Below are 13,946 nucleotides of genomic sequence, written 5' to 3'. Positions count from 1 at the left end.
CTCAGGCGCCGCGCGGGCTTGGGGCGTCCGCCCCCTCCCCGCTCGCCTTGAAGGCGCGATAGGCGTCGTCGAGATCGTCGAAGATCATGTCCGGCCCGATGGCGTCGAGCAGCCCCGCGCGGTCGAGCAGGGTGCGCACCTCGTCGTGCATCTCGGCGATGCCGAACTTGAGGCCGCGCCGCTCCAGTTCCGCCCGCACTTCCTCCAGCGCGGCGGCAGCCGTGGAATCCACCTGTGTGATGGCGCTGGCGTCCAGCACCAGCCAGCGCGTGCCCGCGACCAGCGTGTCGGCGATGGCGTCGATGCGGCCCTGCATCCGGTCCGCGTTGAAGAACAGAAGATCGCCCTGGATAAGCACGATGGCGAGCCCCGGCACCTGTCGCGCATCGTCCCGCCGGTGGAGCTTGTAAAAGCCCTCGTGGCCTGGCACGCGCCCCAGCAGGGCGTCGCGCGGATACATCATCTTGTGCAGCAGATAGGCGAAGGTGGCGCCGATGGCGATCAGCACACCGTTCAGCACGCCGAGGCTGATGGGCGCGAACAGCGCGATCATGGCGAAGGTGAACTCCACCCGGCTGATCCGCCAGAGCTCGCGCAGCGCCGGGATGTCCACGAGGCTGAGTGCGGCCGAGATCAGGATCGCGCCCAGCGCCGGAATCGGGAGGATGGCCAGCGCGGGCTGCAGGAACAGCACGATGGCGAGCAGCGCCAGCGCCGCCACCACGCTGGCCAGCTGCGAGCGGCCGCCGACGCTGGCATTCACCGCCGTGCGCGAATCCGAGGCGGTGATGGGGAAGGCCGCGAACAGGCCGGCGGCGATGTTGGCGGCGCCGAAGCCCACCATCTCGCGGTTGGCATCCACCGGATAGCCGCCCCGCTCGCCGAAACTGCGCGCCGTGACGATGCCGGCCGCGAAGCTGACGAGGAAGATCGCCGCAGCGCCGATGAGCAATTGGTCGATCGCCGCGCCGCCCCCGGCGGGTAGCGCCAGCGCCGGGAGCCCGGAGGGGATCGCCCCCACCACGGCGATGCCGCGCCCCTCGAAATCGAACAGCGCGGAGAGCACCACCGACAGCACCACGACCACCACCTGCCCCGGCACCGGCAGACGCGTGCGGCGCACGAGATGGAGCACGGCGAACATGCCGAGCGCCAGCAGCAGCGAGGGCCAGTGTACCTCATCCGCCTTGCGCACCAGCTCCACCACCGGCGCGACGAGCCCGTCCCCGATGATGGGAATGCCGGTGACGCGCTTCAGCTGGCCCACCAGGATGGACAGCGAGATGCCGGCGAAGAACCCCACCAGGATGGGCCGCGACAGGAAGGTGGAAAGCACCCCCAGCCCCACCAGCCGCGCCGCGAAATAATAGCCGCCCACCACGAGGGCGATGAGGGCCGCGACCCCCGGCTTGTCCACCGCCGCGAGGTTCGGCATGCCGGCGAGCACGGCCGCGAGCACGGTGATGGTCGCCGCATCCGGCCCCACCACCAGTTGCCGGGAGGGGCCGAACACCGCATAGGCGATGAGCGGCGCGATGGAGGCGTAGAGCCCGGTCTGCGGCGGCAGCCCGGCAATGGCGGGATAGGCGATGGCGCTCGGCAAGCCCACCGCGGCGATGGCGAGCCCCGCGGCGACATCCGTCTTGATCCAGCCCGGCCGATATCCTGCGAAGCTCGCCAGCAGCCTCCGTGGGGCTTCTTGAGACGACGTTCCGTCCGCTGCCACCGGTCAATCTCCGTCCGCCGGCATGAACGCCGCCGGGCTGGTGGGACCATGCCACAGGCAGGGACGGCCCGGAAAGTCCGTCAAAACCCGGCGGTCCCATCCTGAGCGGCGCGTCTTGCGTCACGGGCTCCCGCTTCTAGAATCGCCGCAGGAGCCGCATCAAGGCGGAGAGGCGGGGGCAGGAACGATGGTTCTGATCCGGCTGTGCAAGATCGCCCTCGTGGCGACGATCGCCATCTTCTTCACCCTGGTCGCCTTCGGCAACATCACGGACTACGGGACGAACTGGGCCTTCGTCCAGCACGTGCTGGCCATGGATACCATCTTCCCGGACTCCACCCTGCGGTGGCGGGCGATCACCGACGAACGGCTCCAGACCGCCGCCTATGTCGCGATCATCGCCACGGAGGGGGCCATCGCCCTCGTGCTGTGGGCTGGCGTCGTGCGGATGCTGGCCGCGATCCGCACACCGGGCTTCCGCCGCGCCCGCACGACGGCGGTGCTCGGGCTCACCCTCGGCATCCTGCTCTATGGGTTGGGCTTCGTCGTCATCGGCGGCGAATGGTTCGCCATGTGGCAGTCGAAGACCTGGAACGGGCAATCCACGGCCTTCGCCTTCATCGGCTGGATCTCCGCCGTGCTGGTCATCCTCCTCCTGCCGGAGCAGGAGGAGGAGCACTGACGCGTTACTTCACCAGCGGGCAGTTGCCGGCCGCGAGGGGGCGGAAGGCCTTGTCGGCGGGAACGGTGGCGATGAGCTTGTAGAAGTCGTAGGGCCCCTTCGACTCCGCCGGGCTCTTCACCTCGAACAGATGCATGTCGTGGATGGCGCGGCCATCCGGACGCACCGCGCCCTTGCCGAACAGCGGGTCGTCGGTGGGAATGGCCTTCATGGCCTCCACCACCTTGGCACCGTCCTTGGCGCTGCCCACCTTCTCCACCGCCTTCAGATAGTGCAGAAGCCCGGCATAGACGCCGGCATGGACCATGTTGGGATAACGCCCGCCATTGGCTTCGGCGAAGCGCTTGGCGAAGGCGCGGGTCTGGTCGTTCAGGTCCCAGTAGAAGGCTTCCGACAGGAACAGGCCCTGCGCGGTCTCCAGCCCCAGCGCACTGATGTCGTTGAGCACCATGAGCATGGCGACGAGCTTCTGCCCGGCCTTGACGATGCCGAACTCGGACGCCTGCTTCACCGCATTGATGGTATCCGCCCCGGCGCTGCCGAGGCCGATCACCTTGGCGCCGGAGGCCTGGCCCTGGAGCAGGAAGGAGGAGAGGTCGGAGGTGCCGAGCGGGTGCCTGACGGTGCCGAGAATCTTGCCGCCGGCCGCCTTGATGGCCTCGCCTGCGTCGCGCTCCAGCGCATGGCCGAAGGCGTAGTCCACCGAGATGAAATACCAGGTGTTACCGCCGGCCTTGGTGACGGCGGTGCCCACCGTATTGGCCTGCGCCCAGGTGTCGTAGGTCCAGTGGACGGTGTTGGGGGTGCAGTCCTTGCCGGTGAGGTCGGAGGTGCCGCCGCCGGAGATGACCACCACCTTGTTCTTCTGCCTGGCGATGCCGCTGACGCCCAGCGCGACGGCGGAATTGGGCACGTCCAGCACCGCGTCCACCCCGTCCGTGTCGAACCACTGGCGGGTGACGTTGACGCCGATGTCGGCCTTGTTCTGGTGATCGGCGGCGACCAGCTCGATGGGCATGCCGGCGACCTTGCCGCCGAAATCGGCGATGGCCATCTTCGCCGCCACCACCGAGCCCGCGCCGGCGAAGTCCGCCTGCACGCCGGCCTGGTCGTTGAGCACGCCCACCTTCACGCTCTCGGCGCGCGCGCCGCCGGCAAAGGCTGCGCAGACGAGGGCGGCGAGCGCCGTGGAGGCCAAAGCGCTCTTCAGCGTCCCGGACCTTTCAGTCTTACCGGACCTTTCAGTCTTCTTGGTCATTTCAAACCTCCCGATCCTGTCTGTTCGTTCTTGTTGTCGTCCGTTTTCAGGGCCGCATGGGCTTCAGCACGGCGCCCTTGGAGAGCGGCTGCACCATCGCGGCATATTGGCCGAGCCAGCCGCGGATCTGGCTGTGGTCCGGCGCGCGCCACACCGCGCGGCGGGCGGCCAGCTCGCTCTCGGAGACTTCGAGATCGACCCGGCGGGCGCCGATGTCGATGGAGATGACATCGCCCTCGGCGACGAGACCCAACGGCCCGCCTTCCGCCGCCTCGGGCATCACCTGGCCGATGGTGATGCCGCTGTTGAGGCCGGAGAGCTCGCCATCGGTCACCACCGCGACGCCGGCGCCCAGCCCCGCGCCGATAAGGGCGGCCATGAAGCTCGCGGCGAACACGGTGCCCGGGCCGCCCTTCGGCCCGAGGCCGCGCAGCACCACCACGTCGCCGGGTTTGATGGAATGGGTTTCCAGCGCCTTGATGGCGACGGCCTCATCCTCGAACACCCGCGCCTTGCCGGAGAAGGTGCGCACTTCCGCCGGCACGGCGGAGACCTTCACCACCGCCCCGTCCGGCGCGAGGGTGCCGCGCAGGATGGTGAGGCCCGGCTCGTGGCGGAACGGATCGGCCAGCGGGCGGATGAAGGCGCGGTCGGGCTCCGGCACGTCGGCGAGGTTCTCGCCCAGCGTCCGGCCGGTGACGGTCATCACCGAGAGGTCGAGCACGCCGGCAAGTTCGCGCATCACGCCCCGGCAGCCGCCCGCACGGTCGAGGTCCTCGATGCGGTGGGGGCCGTTGGGCCGCACGGTGGTGATCTGGGGCGTGTCGTTCAGCGCCTCCAGCTCGGCCACGATGTCGATGTCCATCTCGGCTTCCGAGGCCGTGGCGGCGAGGTGGCGCACGCAGTTCACCGAGCATCCCGTCGCCACCGCCACGCGCAGCGCATTGCGGAAGGCGGCGGGGGTGAGAATCTGCCGCGGCCGGATGTCCTTGAGGATCAGGTCCACGATGGCCGCGCCGACGCGGGCGGCATTCTCCATCAGCGCCTGCGAGCCGGCGCGGATGGGGGCGCTGCGCGGCAGTGCCATGCCGAGCGCTTCGGAGAGCACGTGCATGGTGTTTGCGGTGGCAAGTCCCGCGCACACGCCCGGCCCGGTGATGGCGCTGCAGGTCATCGCCTTGAGGTCGGCGAGCGAGATGGACCCCGCCTTCAGCGAGCCGACGCTCTTGTAGACCTCCTCGATGTCCACTTCCTTGCCCGCGCAATGGCCGCCGAGCTGGTAGCCGCAGGGCAGCACCACGGAGGGCACGTTGAGCCGCGCGGCGGCCATGAGCTGGCCGGGGGTGGTCTTGTCGCAGGAGGCGAGCAGCACCATGCCGTCCAGCTCCGCGCCTTCCACCTGCACCTCGATGTCGTTCACGAGCAGGTCGCGGCTCGGCATCAGATAGCGCGCCTGCCGGCCCGCGCTGGTGACGAAATCGGACGGCGCCACGGTGCGGATCTCGAACGGCAGGCCGCCGGCATCGCGGATCGCCTGCTCCACCACGCGGCACACGTCGTCGAGGTGGGCATAGCAGACCGACAGCTTGCTGGAGCTGTTGACGATGGCGATCTTCGGCTTCAGCAGGTCGTCCTCGCTGTAGCCCATGGCGAGCCACTGGGCGCGGCGCACCGCCCATCGGGTGGTGCCGGGCTCGAAATTGCTGCGCAGTGTGGGTTTCGGCTGTTCGGCGTCGGACATGAAACGTCCCTGTCTCGTCAGGTGAGCTGGGCGCCGAGCGCATTCAGCGCGGCGCGGATATCGGAGCCGGACGGCAGGGCCGCCGGATCGTCGCAGAGCTGGTCGGCGACAAGGCCCATGGCCTGCCCGTAACCGAAGCATTGGGCGGTGACGCGGGCCGAGGCCATGGCCTCGTGCTCGGCCGAGAGGCAGCGCCCGGCCATCACCAGGCCCGAGCCGGTGGCGGGCAGGAAGCAGCCGAGGGAGATCTCGTAATAATCGTCCAGAATCCAGTGCAGCTTCGGCTTCTCGCCGGAATGCAGCTCGATGGGCCAGGGCGAGCGGCAGATGCCGTCCGCGCGCTTGCGGGCGGAGGTCACGTCCTCGTTCTTCAGAAGGTCGCGGCCGACGATCTGCCACGTCTGGCGCACGCCCACCTGCACACCGGTATCGTTGACGAAGGACGCCTCGCAGCCCGCGATGTGGTCGCGGATGAAGCGGGCGTATTCGCGCACCTGCTTGCGCCCTTCGATCTCCGCCTCGCTGAGGTCGACGGCGCGGGTGGCATCCAGCTCGCGCCCGTCCGCGCCCATGATGCGCGTGGCGTTGCAGAGCAGCTCGCCGGGACGGGGCGTCGGGAAGAGGAAGATCTTGGCGCGCGGCAGGCGGTAGGCGCCCGAGGCGTTCAGCGCCTGGATGAGCGTCATCACCCGCTCGTCGAGGATGGAATCCGGCCCGTTGGCGGCGAGGAAGCGGGCCATGTCCACGCCGAGGATGCGGAAGATCATGGTGGGGTTCTGGATGGCGCCGTCGCGCCCCTTGGTGAGCGCCCGCCCCGCCATGGCCGCCACGTCCGCGTCGCCCGAGGCGTCCACGGTGATCTTCGCGCGCACCTCCAGCGGCCCCTGCTTGGTGAAGGCGGTGACGCCCCGCACATGGTCGCCCTCGGAAAGAACGCCGGTGACGGTGACGTGGTAGAGCACGCGGATATTGCCCTCGGCGCCAAGCAGCGCGTCGCTCGCCTCGCGCCAGACGAGGGGATCGTGCACGCGCACATAGGTCTTGCCGTACTGCACCGGGCCGGTGAGGCCGCCGCGCGCTTCCATGGCTGCGATGAACTCGTCCACGAAGCCGTGCACCACCTGCTCCGGCTCGGCGTTGCGACGGTCGGACGCCGCATAGAGGCCGCAGATGGTGCCGGAGAGGCCCGCCACCGCCGCCCCGCCGCTGAAGCCGTAGCGCTCCAGCAGGATGACGCGCCGCCCCTGCCGCGCCGCCGCGACCGCACAGGCAAGGCCCGCCGCGCCGCCGCCGACCACCAGCACGTCCGTTTCCAGCACCTCGGCGGGCCTTGCGTCGCGCATCTCCACCCATCCCTGTTTTTAATTGTTAGCGCTATCATTTGTTAGCGCTAACGACGTCCGCTTGTCAAGCGAGAGGCAGGCCATATGTTTGGCTTCAGGACAGGGGGCGGAATCGGCGATGCGGCAAAAGCGGGGGGGACGGGCGGCGGGCGTCACCATGGAGGATGTGGCCCGCGTGGCGGGCGTCTCCGCCATGACGGTCTCGCGCGTGCTGCGCCAGCCGACCCTCGTGAACGCCGATCTCAAGGCCCGCGTGGAAGCGGCGATCCGCGAGACCGGCTACATCTACAATCTGGTCGCCTCCTCCCTCGCCTCCCAGCGCAGCGGCATCATTGCGCTGATCCTGCCGACGGTGGCGTCCTCCATCTTCTCCGACAGCGTGAAGGGCGTTTCCGACGTCGCCCGCACCCACGCGGTGCAGATGATCATGGCGGAGACCAACTACGCCCCGGCGGAGGAGGAAAAGGTCATCGAGGCGCTGCTGCGCCGCCGGCCGGACGGCTTCATCATCGTCGGCGTCTCCCACACGCGGGCGACACGGGCGCTGCTGGAGAAATCGGGCGTGCCGGTGGTGGAGACGTGGGACAGCACGCCGACGCCCATCGACAGCCTCGTGGGGCTCTCCAATTTCGATGCCATGAAGGCGATGACCGAGGCGCTGGTGGCGCAGGGCTTCCGCCGCATCGCCTTCGTCGGCACCGCCACCCGCGATCGCCGCGCCCAGATGCGCGCCAAGGGCTACGAGGCCGCCATCGCCGAGGCCGGGCTCGGCGCGCCGCTCATCCTCAACGCGGAGGATCTCACCAGCATGGATTCCGGCCGGGTGATCGCCGAGCGCATCGCCGCCATGCGGCCCCGCCCCGATGCCCTGCTCTGCCTGAACGACGTGCTGGCGGCCGGCGCGCTGCTCGCCTTCCAGCGCATGGGGCTCACGGTGCCCGGCGACATCGCGGTGGCGGGCTTCGGCGGGCTCGACTTCTCGAGCCACCTCAGCCCCTCGCTCACCACCGTGGACATCCCGCGCTACGAGATGGGCCAGAAGGCGGCCGAGATGCTCATCGGCCGCATCGCCGGCACCGCCGCGCGCGGCGGCACCTGTGAAATGGGCTTCCGGATCGCCCTGCGCGAGAGCACGGGCGGCAGCCGCCCGACGGAGGCCAAGGCCTCCTGACGGGCCTCGTCGATCCGACCTAAAGCGGCGGATCGACACCGATCCAGTGGCGCACCACAGGCGGCGCGTCGCCCGTGTGGAAGGACAGCACCTCGGCCTGCACGTCGGCATCGGCGTGGGACACCCGGCGATGCTGGCGGCGATGCTCCGCCCAGGATTCCACCATGAACCACTCCAGCATCTGCTCGGGATCGGCGGAATCCTCGCTGATGCCCCAGGCATAGGCCCCGTCCCGGCGCCGGGCGGCGGAGAGCCGCTCCAGCGCTTTGAGGAATGCCTCCCGCTCCGCCCGCGCGACGCGATACTCGATCAGGATCAGCACCGGCCCCCGGTCGTTGGGGATGGGCTCAGCCAGCGCCGGCTCGGGCCAGTGCATGGAGGGGGTCAGGTCGGCCTCGCCCGCCGGCAGCGGCACGCGGTGCATGATGAGCCCCACCACCGCGAGGCCGCCGGCCGCCACCACCAGCGCGACCTGAACACCCATCGCCTGCGCCACGAGGCCCCAGGCGATGCTGCCGCCCGCCATCGCCCCGTTGAACACGGTGAGATAGACCGCCAGCGCCCTGCCCCGCACCCAATTGGGCAGGATGGCCTGGGCCGTGGCGTTCAGCGTCGTCAGGGCGGTGATCCACGCCCCGCCCATCAGAAGCAGGATGGGCACCGCGAGCCAGCGCGGCGGCGCGAGGGCGAGCCCCACCGTCGTGATGGCGGTCAAGAGCGAGGCGGCGAGGATGAGGCCGTCCGGCGAAAGGCGGCCACGCAGCCGCGGCATCAGCAGCGCCCCGCCGATGGCGCCCACGCCCACGGCACCGAGCAGCAGGCCGTAATAGGCCGCATCCCCCTTCAAGAGCCCGCGCGCGACCAGCGGCAACAGCGCCCAGACCGCGCTGGCGAAGGCGAAGAAGAAGGCCGAGCGCAGGAGCACGACGTGCATCTCCTTGCTCGACCGCGCATAGCGCAGCCCCGCCCGGAACGCGCCGGGGAAACGCTCGCCCAATTCGTCCTGCGGGGTCGCGGGACGCCGCCACCAGACGAGGGCGGCGATGACGAAGACATAGCTCGCCACGTCCGCCCCATAGGTCACCGCCGCGCCGAAAGCGGCAAGCAGCACGCCGCCCAGTGCCGGGCCGATGGAGCGGGAGATGTTGATGCCCAGCGAGTTGAGCGCCACCGCGCTCTTCAGGTCCGAGCGCGGCACCAGTTCCGGCACGATGGACTGCCAGGTGGGTGCCATCAGCGCCGCGCCGATGCCGCCGAGGAAGGTGAGCGCGATGAGCGAGGAAACGGTCATCAGCCCGGTGAGCGACAGCACCATCAGGGCCGCGCTGACCGCCGCCAGCCCGACCTGGATGGCGATGAGAAAGCGCCGCCGGTCGAGGATGTCGGAGAGCACGCCCGCCGGCATGGCGAGGAGGAACACCGGCAGCAGGGCCGCGGCCTGGATGGTCGCCACCGCCGCCGGCGAGGCGGACAGATCCGTGACGATCCACGCGCTCGCCACGTCGCGCATGAAGCTGCCGGTATTGCCGAGCACGGTCGCCACCCACAGCACGGCGAAGACCGGCCGCTTCAGCGGGGCGAAGGCACCGGGGGCGGCCGCGGGGGGAGACTGGGGGGATGGGGGATTTTCGCTCATGCTCGCCGTCCCTCCGCTTTCCCCGCCAGATCGTACCACGCCACCAGCACGAAGGCTCCGGCGAGGCCGACATGCTCGAAGAAGGCGTTGGCGGCGGCAAAGCGCTCCGCCCCCGCCATGCCCCAGAAGCGGTTGGCGAGAAGGCTTGCCGCGACGGTGAAGGCCGCGAGCGCCAGCGCGCCGGCCCAGCGCAGGAAGCCGGAGAGCACCATCAGCGGGGCGATGATCTCCAGCGCGATCACCCCGGCCGCGAGCGGAGCCGCCGGGGCGAGGCCGAAATGGGTCATCTCCGCCATGGCCCCGGAGAAATCCAGCGCCTTGGTGAGGCCGCCCTGCAGATAGGCCGAGGTCAGGGCGAGCAGCGCGAACGCCCGCACCGGCCGCGGCGACAGAAGCGGCCGGGCGGCCTGTGCGAGGCGGTCAGGAAGGTCCATCGCTCAGAACGCCCAGCAGGCGCAACCCAGCGCACCGAAGAAGCCCTGCTGATCGCCCACCGGCAGGTTCGCACCCCACGCCCCGGCATGGGCGTGGCCATGGACGCCGCAGGCCTTGGCGCAGCCACAGGCTGCGGCGAAGGCGTATTTCTGCGCGCTGTCCGCCTTGCGCGGCTGATAGCCGCCGAAGGTGCGCACCGGCGACCAGTCCGGCATGGCCGGCGGCAGCGGCGGGGCGAGGTCGCGGAACGCGCCATCCCCATGCACCGCCTTGCCGCCGAGCAGGGTGAGGACCGAGGTGATGTCCTGAATGCGGTCCTCGGACACCGAGAAGTAATCATCCGACAGCACCACCAGATCGGCGAGCTGGCCGTCCTTGATCTGGCCCTTCTTGCCGGGCTCGCTAGAGAACCAGGTGTTGGCCTCGGTCCACAGCCGCAGTGCATCCTCCCGGTCCAGCCGGTTCGCCGGCGGGTAGAGGGAGAGCCCGCCGAGCGTGCGGCCCGTCACGAGCCAGGACAGCGAGACCCACGGATTGTAGGAGGCGACGCGGGTCGCATCCGTGCCCGCACCCACCGGAATGCCGGCCTCCATCATGCGGCGGATCGGGGGCGTGCGCTCGGCCGCCTTCGCGCCGTAGCGGTCGACGAAATATTCGCCCTGATAGGCCATGCGGTGCTGCACCGCGATGCCGCCGCCCAGCGCCGCGATGCGGTCGATGTTGCGGTCGGTGATGGTCTCCGCATGATCGAAGAACCAGTTGAGGCCCTTGAGCGGCACGTCGGAATCCACCTTCTCGAAGACGTCGAGGGCGCGCGAGATGGTCTCGTCATAGGTGGCGTGCAGGCGGAAGGGCCAGCGGTTCTCGGCCAGCAGCCGCACCACCGGCTCGAGGTCGCCTTCCATGGCGCCGGGAAGGTCGGGACGCGCCACCTGGAAGTCCTCGAAATCGGCGGCGGAATAGACCAGCATCTCGCCCGCGCCATTGTGGCGATAGAGGTCGTCGCCCTGCCCCGGCGTGACGGACTTGGACCAGCCCGCGAAGTCGGCCAGCTCCGCCTTCGGCTTCTGGGTGAAGAGGTTGTAGGCGATGCGTACGGTGAGGTTTCCCTCCCGATGCAGCTCCTCGATGACGGAATAGTCTTCCGGATAGTTCTGGAAACCGCCGCCGGCATCGATCACCGAGGTGACGCCGAGGCGGTTCACCTCGCGCATGAAGTGGCGGGTGGAGTTCTTCTGGTATTCGGGCGGCAGCTTCGGCCCCCTGGCCAGCGTCGCGTAGAGGATGGTGGCGTTGGGCTTGGCGACGAGAAGACCGGTGGGATTGCCGTTGGCGTCGCGGACGATCTCGCCGGCGGGCGGGTCCGGCGTGTCCTTGGTGTAGCCCACCACGCGCAGGGCGGCAGCGTTCAGCAGGGCGCGGTCATAGAGGTGCAGGATGAAGACCGGCGTGTCCGGAGAGACGGCGTTGATCTCCTCCAGCGTCGGCAGGCGCTTCTCGGCGAACTGATGCTCGGTGAAGCCGCCCACCACGCGCACCCATTGCGGGGCGGGCGTGACGGCCACCTGCCGCTTCAGCATCTCCATGGCGTCGGCGAGCGAGCGCACGCCGTCCCAGCGCAGTTCCATATTGTAGTTCAGCCCGCCGCGGATGATGTGCATGTGGCTGTCGATGAGGCCCGGGATCACCCGCCGGCCACCCACATCGATGATCTTCGTCGTCGTCCCGGCGAGCCGCATGGCGGTCGTTGGTGGGACCGGCGAAAACGATCACGCCGCCGCGCACCGCCACCGCCTCCGCCGTGGGATTGGTGCGGTCGAGGGTGGTCATCTTCCCGTTGAACAGGATGAGGTCGGCGATCTCGCTCATGGTGCGCGCCTTCTGTGTGCGGGGCGTCAGGAAAGCTCAGGATTTCGGAGGGTTTGTGTCGCCCGGGGCGCTCGGCTCGGCCGCGTCCCGCCGGCCCGGCAGTTGGCCGAGCACGTGGTCCTTGCAGTCGGCGAGGCCGATGGCGCGGGCGAGGCCGTCGCCGTTCATCAGATGACGGGCGACGGGCAGGATCTGCTCGCCCACGAGGATGCCGAGCAGCCCCAGCAGCGCCACCACCGGCGGTGCCGGGGAGCGCACGTTGATGAGGCTGTAGACGATGCCGACCAGGAGGCCCGCGCCAAGCGAGGCGAGATAGAGCTTCATGCGCCCTCCGCAAATGCAGGAACCGGCGCCGGCCGGGGGGAGGCCGGCGCCGGATGGGGTCACGCCTTGATGAAGGCGAGGAGGTCGGCGTTGATCACGTCCGCATGGGTGGTGCACATGCCGTGCGGATAGCCGGCATAGACCTTGAGCGTGCCGTGCTTCAGGAGCTTCGCGGAGAGGAGCGCGCTGTCGGCGATGGGGACGATCTGGTCGTCATCGCCATGCATCACGAGGGTGGGCACCTCGCAGGCCTTGAGATCGGCGGTGAAGTCGGTCTCGGAGAAGGCCTTGATGCCATCATAGTGGGCCTTGGCGCCGCCGGTCATGCCCTGACGCCACCAGTTCCAGATGGCGCCCTGGGAGACCTGCGCGCCCGGACGGTTGAAGCCGTAGAACGGGCCGGTGGGCACGTCGAGGAAGAACTGGGCGCGGTTGGCGGCGAGCGCCTTGCGGAAGCCGTCGAAGACCTCCATGGGCAGGCCGCCGGGATTGGACTCGGTCTTCAGCATGATGGGCGGCACGGCGCCGATGAGCACCAGCTTGGCGACCCGCCCCTTGCCGTGCTTCACGGTGTAGTGCAGCGCCTCGCCGCCGCCGGTGGAATGGCCGATGTGCACGGCGTTCTTCAGGTCGAGATGGTCCATCACGGCCGCGGCGTCGGCGGCGTAATGATCCATGTCGTGGCCGTCGCTCACCTGGGTGGAGCGGCCATGGCCGCGGCTGTCGTGGGCGACCACGCGGTAGCCGTTGTTCACGAAGAACAGGAGCTGCGCGTCCCAGTCGTCCGAGGACAGGGGCCAGCCATGGTGGAAGACGATGGGCTGGGCGGTCTTCGGACCCCAGTCCTTGTAGAAGATCTCGACGCCGTCCTTGGTGGTCACGCTGGGCATGGGTTGAACTCCGTGGGAGGTGGAGACTGCGGGGGTGGAGGCTGCGAAGGCCGCGGCGGGAAAGTCGAGGCCGAAGGCGGCTGCGAGCGCCGCGGTGGCACCCGCGCCGAGCACGGTCCGGCGCGAGAGGAGCGAAGAGACAAGGAGGTCCTGTTCCGGGAGGCGCGCGCCGCCCGGCTGGTCATGCTCGGTCATGGTGATTAACCTCAGTGGCCTTCGGACGCGCCGAACATGGTCTTGGCGTAGATGATGCCGAGGCCGTAGGCGCCACCGTAGGTCTTGGCGATGCCGGTGGTCATGTCGTAGGTCGCGGTGCGGGCCCAGTCGCGCTGAAGCTCCAGCAGATATTGCAGGGACGTCATGGGCCGGGCGCCGGCCTGGATCATCCGCTGCATGGCGCGCTCATGCGCCTCGTCGGAAACGTCGCCGCAGGCGTCGGCGATCACATAGACCTCGAAGCCCTGCTCGATGGCCGACAAGGCCGGGCCGACGATGCACACGCCGGTCCACAGGCCGGAGAGCACGATGCGGCCCTTGCCGATCTCGTTGACCCGGGCGATGACGGCTTCGTCCTCCCAGGTGTTCATGGAGGTGCGGTCGAGCAGTTTCTCGCCCGGGAATGCCTCGGTGATCTCGGAGAACATGGGGCCGGAGAAGCTCTTCTCCGCGACCGTGGTGAGGATGGTGGACACGCCGAAGCCGGCGGCGGCGCGGGCGACCAGCGCCGCGTTGTTACGCAGGTTCACGGCATCGATGGACTTGGTCGCGAACGACATTTGCGACTGGAAGTCGATCATGATGAGCGTATGGTCCTTCGGGGAAAGGAGCATACCGCCGGGGGCGGCGACGGCGTGGGGCACGGTTCATCTCC

The 13,946-nt window shown here is 69.4% G+C and carries 11 protein-coding genes and 1 pseudogene; 2 read left to right on the top strand and 10 right to left on the bottom strand.

The annotated features are described in order from the left end of the window. Position 1 precedes the first annotated feature (1 nt). Positions 2-1,726, bottom strand: coding sequence for a SulP family inorganic anion transporter (locus V5F63_RS03885; RefSeq protein WP_394101635.1), 1,725 nt, complete (start codon positions 1,724-1,726; stop codon positions 2-4). 187 nt (positions 1,727-1,913) lie between these two features. Between V5F63_RS03885 and V5F63_RS03880 the strand changes: the two genes are divergently transcribed. After that, a complete protein-coding gene (locus V5F63_RS03880; protein WP_209487793.1) occupies positions 1,914-2,408 on the top strand; it encodes a DUF2165 family protein in 495 nt (164 codons plus the stop codon). Positions 2,409-2,412: 4 nt separating this feature from the next. Here V5F63_RS03880 and V5F63_RS03875 read toward each other — a convergent pair whose 3' ends face one another. From V5F63_RS03875 to V5F63_RS03865, 3 genes are read right to left on the bottom strand one after another with little or no spacing between them, the layout of a single operon-like run. Beyond that, positions 2,413-3,666, bottom strand: coding sequence for an ABC transporter substrate-binding protein (locus V5F63_RS03875; protein ID WP_394101634.1), 1,254 nt, complete (start codon positions 3,664-3,666; stop codon positions 2,413-2,415). 46 nt (positions 3,667-3,712) lie between these two features. Next, positions 3,713-5,407: a dihydroxy-acid dehydratase gene (gene ilvD, locus V5F63_RS03870; protein WP_394101633.1), complete on the bottom strand. Its 1,695-nt coding sequence runs from the start codon at positions 5,405-5,407 to the stop codon at positions 3,713-3,715. A gap of 17 nt (positions 5,408-5,424) precedes the next feature. After that, positions 5,425-6,750, bottom strand: coding sequence for an FAD-dependent oxidoreductase (locus V5F63_RS03865; RefSeq protein WP_394101632.1), 1,326 nt, complete (start codon positions 6,748-6,750; stop codon positions 5,425-5,427). A gap of 118 nt (positions 6,751-6,868) precedes the next feature. Here V5F63_RS03865 and V5F63_RS03860 point away from each other — a divergent pair, with 118 nt between their 5' ends. Next, on the top strand, positions 6,869-7,921 hold the full coding sequence (locus V5F63_RS03860) for a LacI family DNA-binding transcriptional regulator (protein ID WP_394101631.1): 1,053 nt from the start codon (positions 6,869-6,871) through the stop codon (positions 7,919-7,921). Positions 7,922-7,940: 19 nt separating this feature from the next. Here the strand turns inward: V5F63_RS03860 and V5F63_RS03855 are convergent, their stop codons facing one another. From V5F63_RS03855 to V5F63_RS03830, 6 genes and pseudogenes are all read right to left on the bottom strand, one after another. After that, complete coding sequence (locus V5F63_RS03855) at positions 7,941-9,557, bottom strand: MFS transporter (RefSeq protein ID WP_394101630.1); 1,617 nt, start codon at positions 9,555-9,557, stop codon at positions 7,941-7,943. Then, on the bottom strand, positions 9,554-9,991 hold the full coding sequence (locus V5F63_RS03850) for a DoxX family protein (RefSeq protein ID WP_394101629.1): 438 nt from the start codon (positions 9,989-9,991) through the stop codon (positions 9,554-9,556). The genes V5F63_RS03855 and V5F63_RS03850 overlap by 4 nt, the downstream gene beginning before the upstream one ends. Positions 9,992-9,994: 3 nt before the next feature. Further along, positions 9,995-11,861: pseudogene (locus tag V5F63_RS03845) on the bottom strand (amidohydrolase). A 36-nt stretch (positions 11,862-11,897) separates the two neighbouring features. Next, positions 11,898-12,185, bottom strand: coding sequence for a XapX domain-containing protein (locus V5F63_RS03840; RefSeq protein ID WP_209487785.1), 288 nt, complete (start codon positions 12,183-12,185; stop codon positions 11,898-11,900). 59 nt (positions 12,186-12,244) lie between these two features. Beyond that, a complete protein-coding gene (locus tag V5F63_RS03835) occupies positions 12,245-13,075 on the bottom strand; it encodes an alpha/beta fold hydrolase (protein ID WP_394101786.1) in 831 nt (276 codons plus the stop codon). A 206-nt stretch (positions 13,076-13,281) separates the two neighbouring features. After that, positions 13,282-13,905 carry a hydrolase gene (locus V5F63_RS03830; protein WP_209490211.1) on the bottom strand — a complete coding sequence of 208 codons (624 nt, stop codon included), beginning with the start codon at positions 13,903-13,905 and terminating at the stop codon, positions 13,282-13,284. Between the last annotated feature and the right edge of the window lie 41 nt (positions 13,906-13,946).

Origin of the sequence: Xanthobacter wiegelii (assembly GCF_043193855.2) — a bacterium.
Lineage (GTDB): Bacteria > Pseudomonadota > Alphaproteobacteria > Rhizobiales > Xanthobacteraceae > Xanthobacter > Xanthobacter flavus_A.
This window is presented reverse-complemented; position numbering and strand designations above follow the sequence as displayed.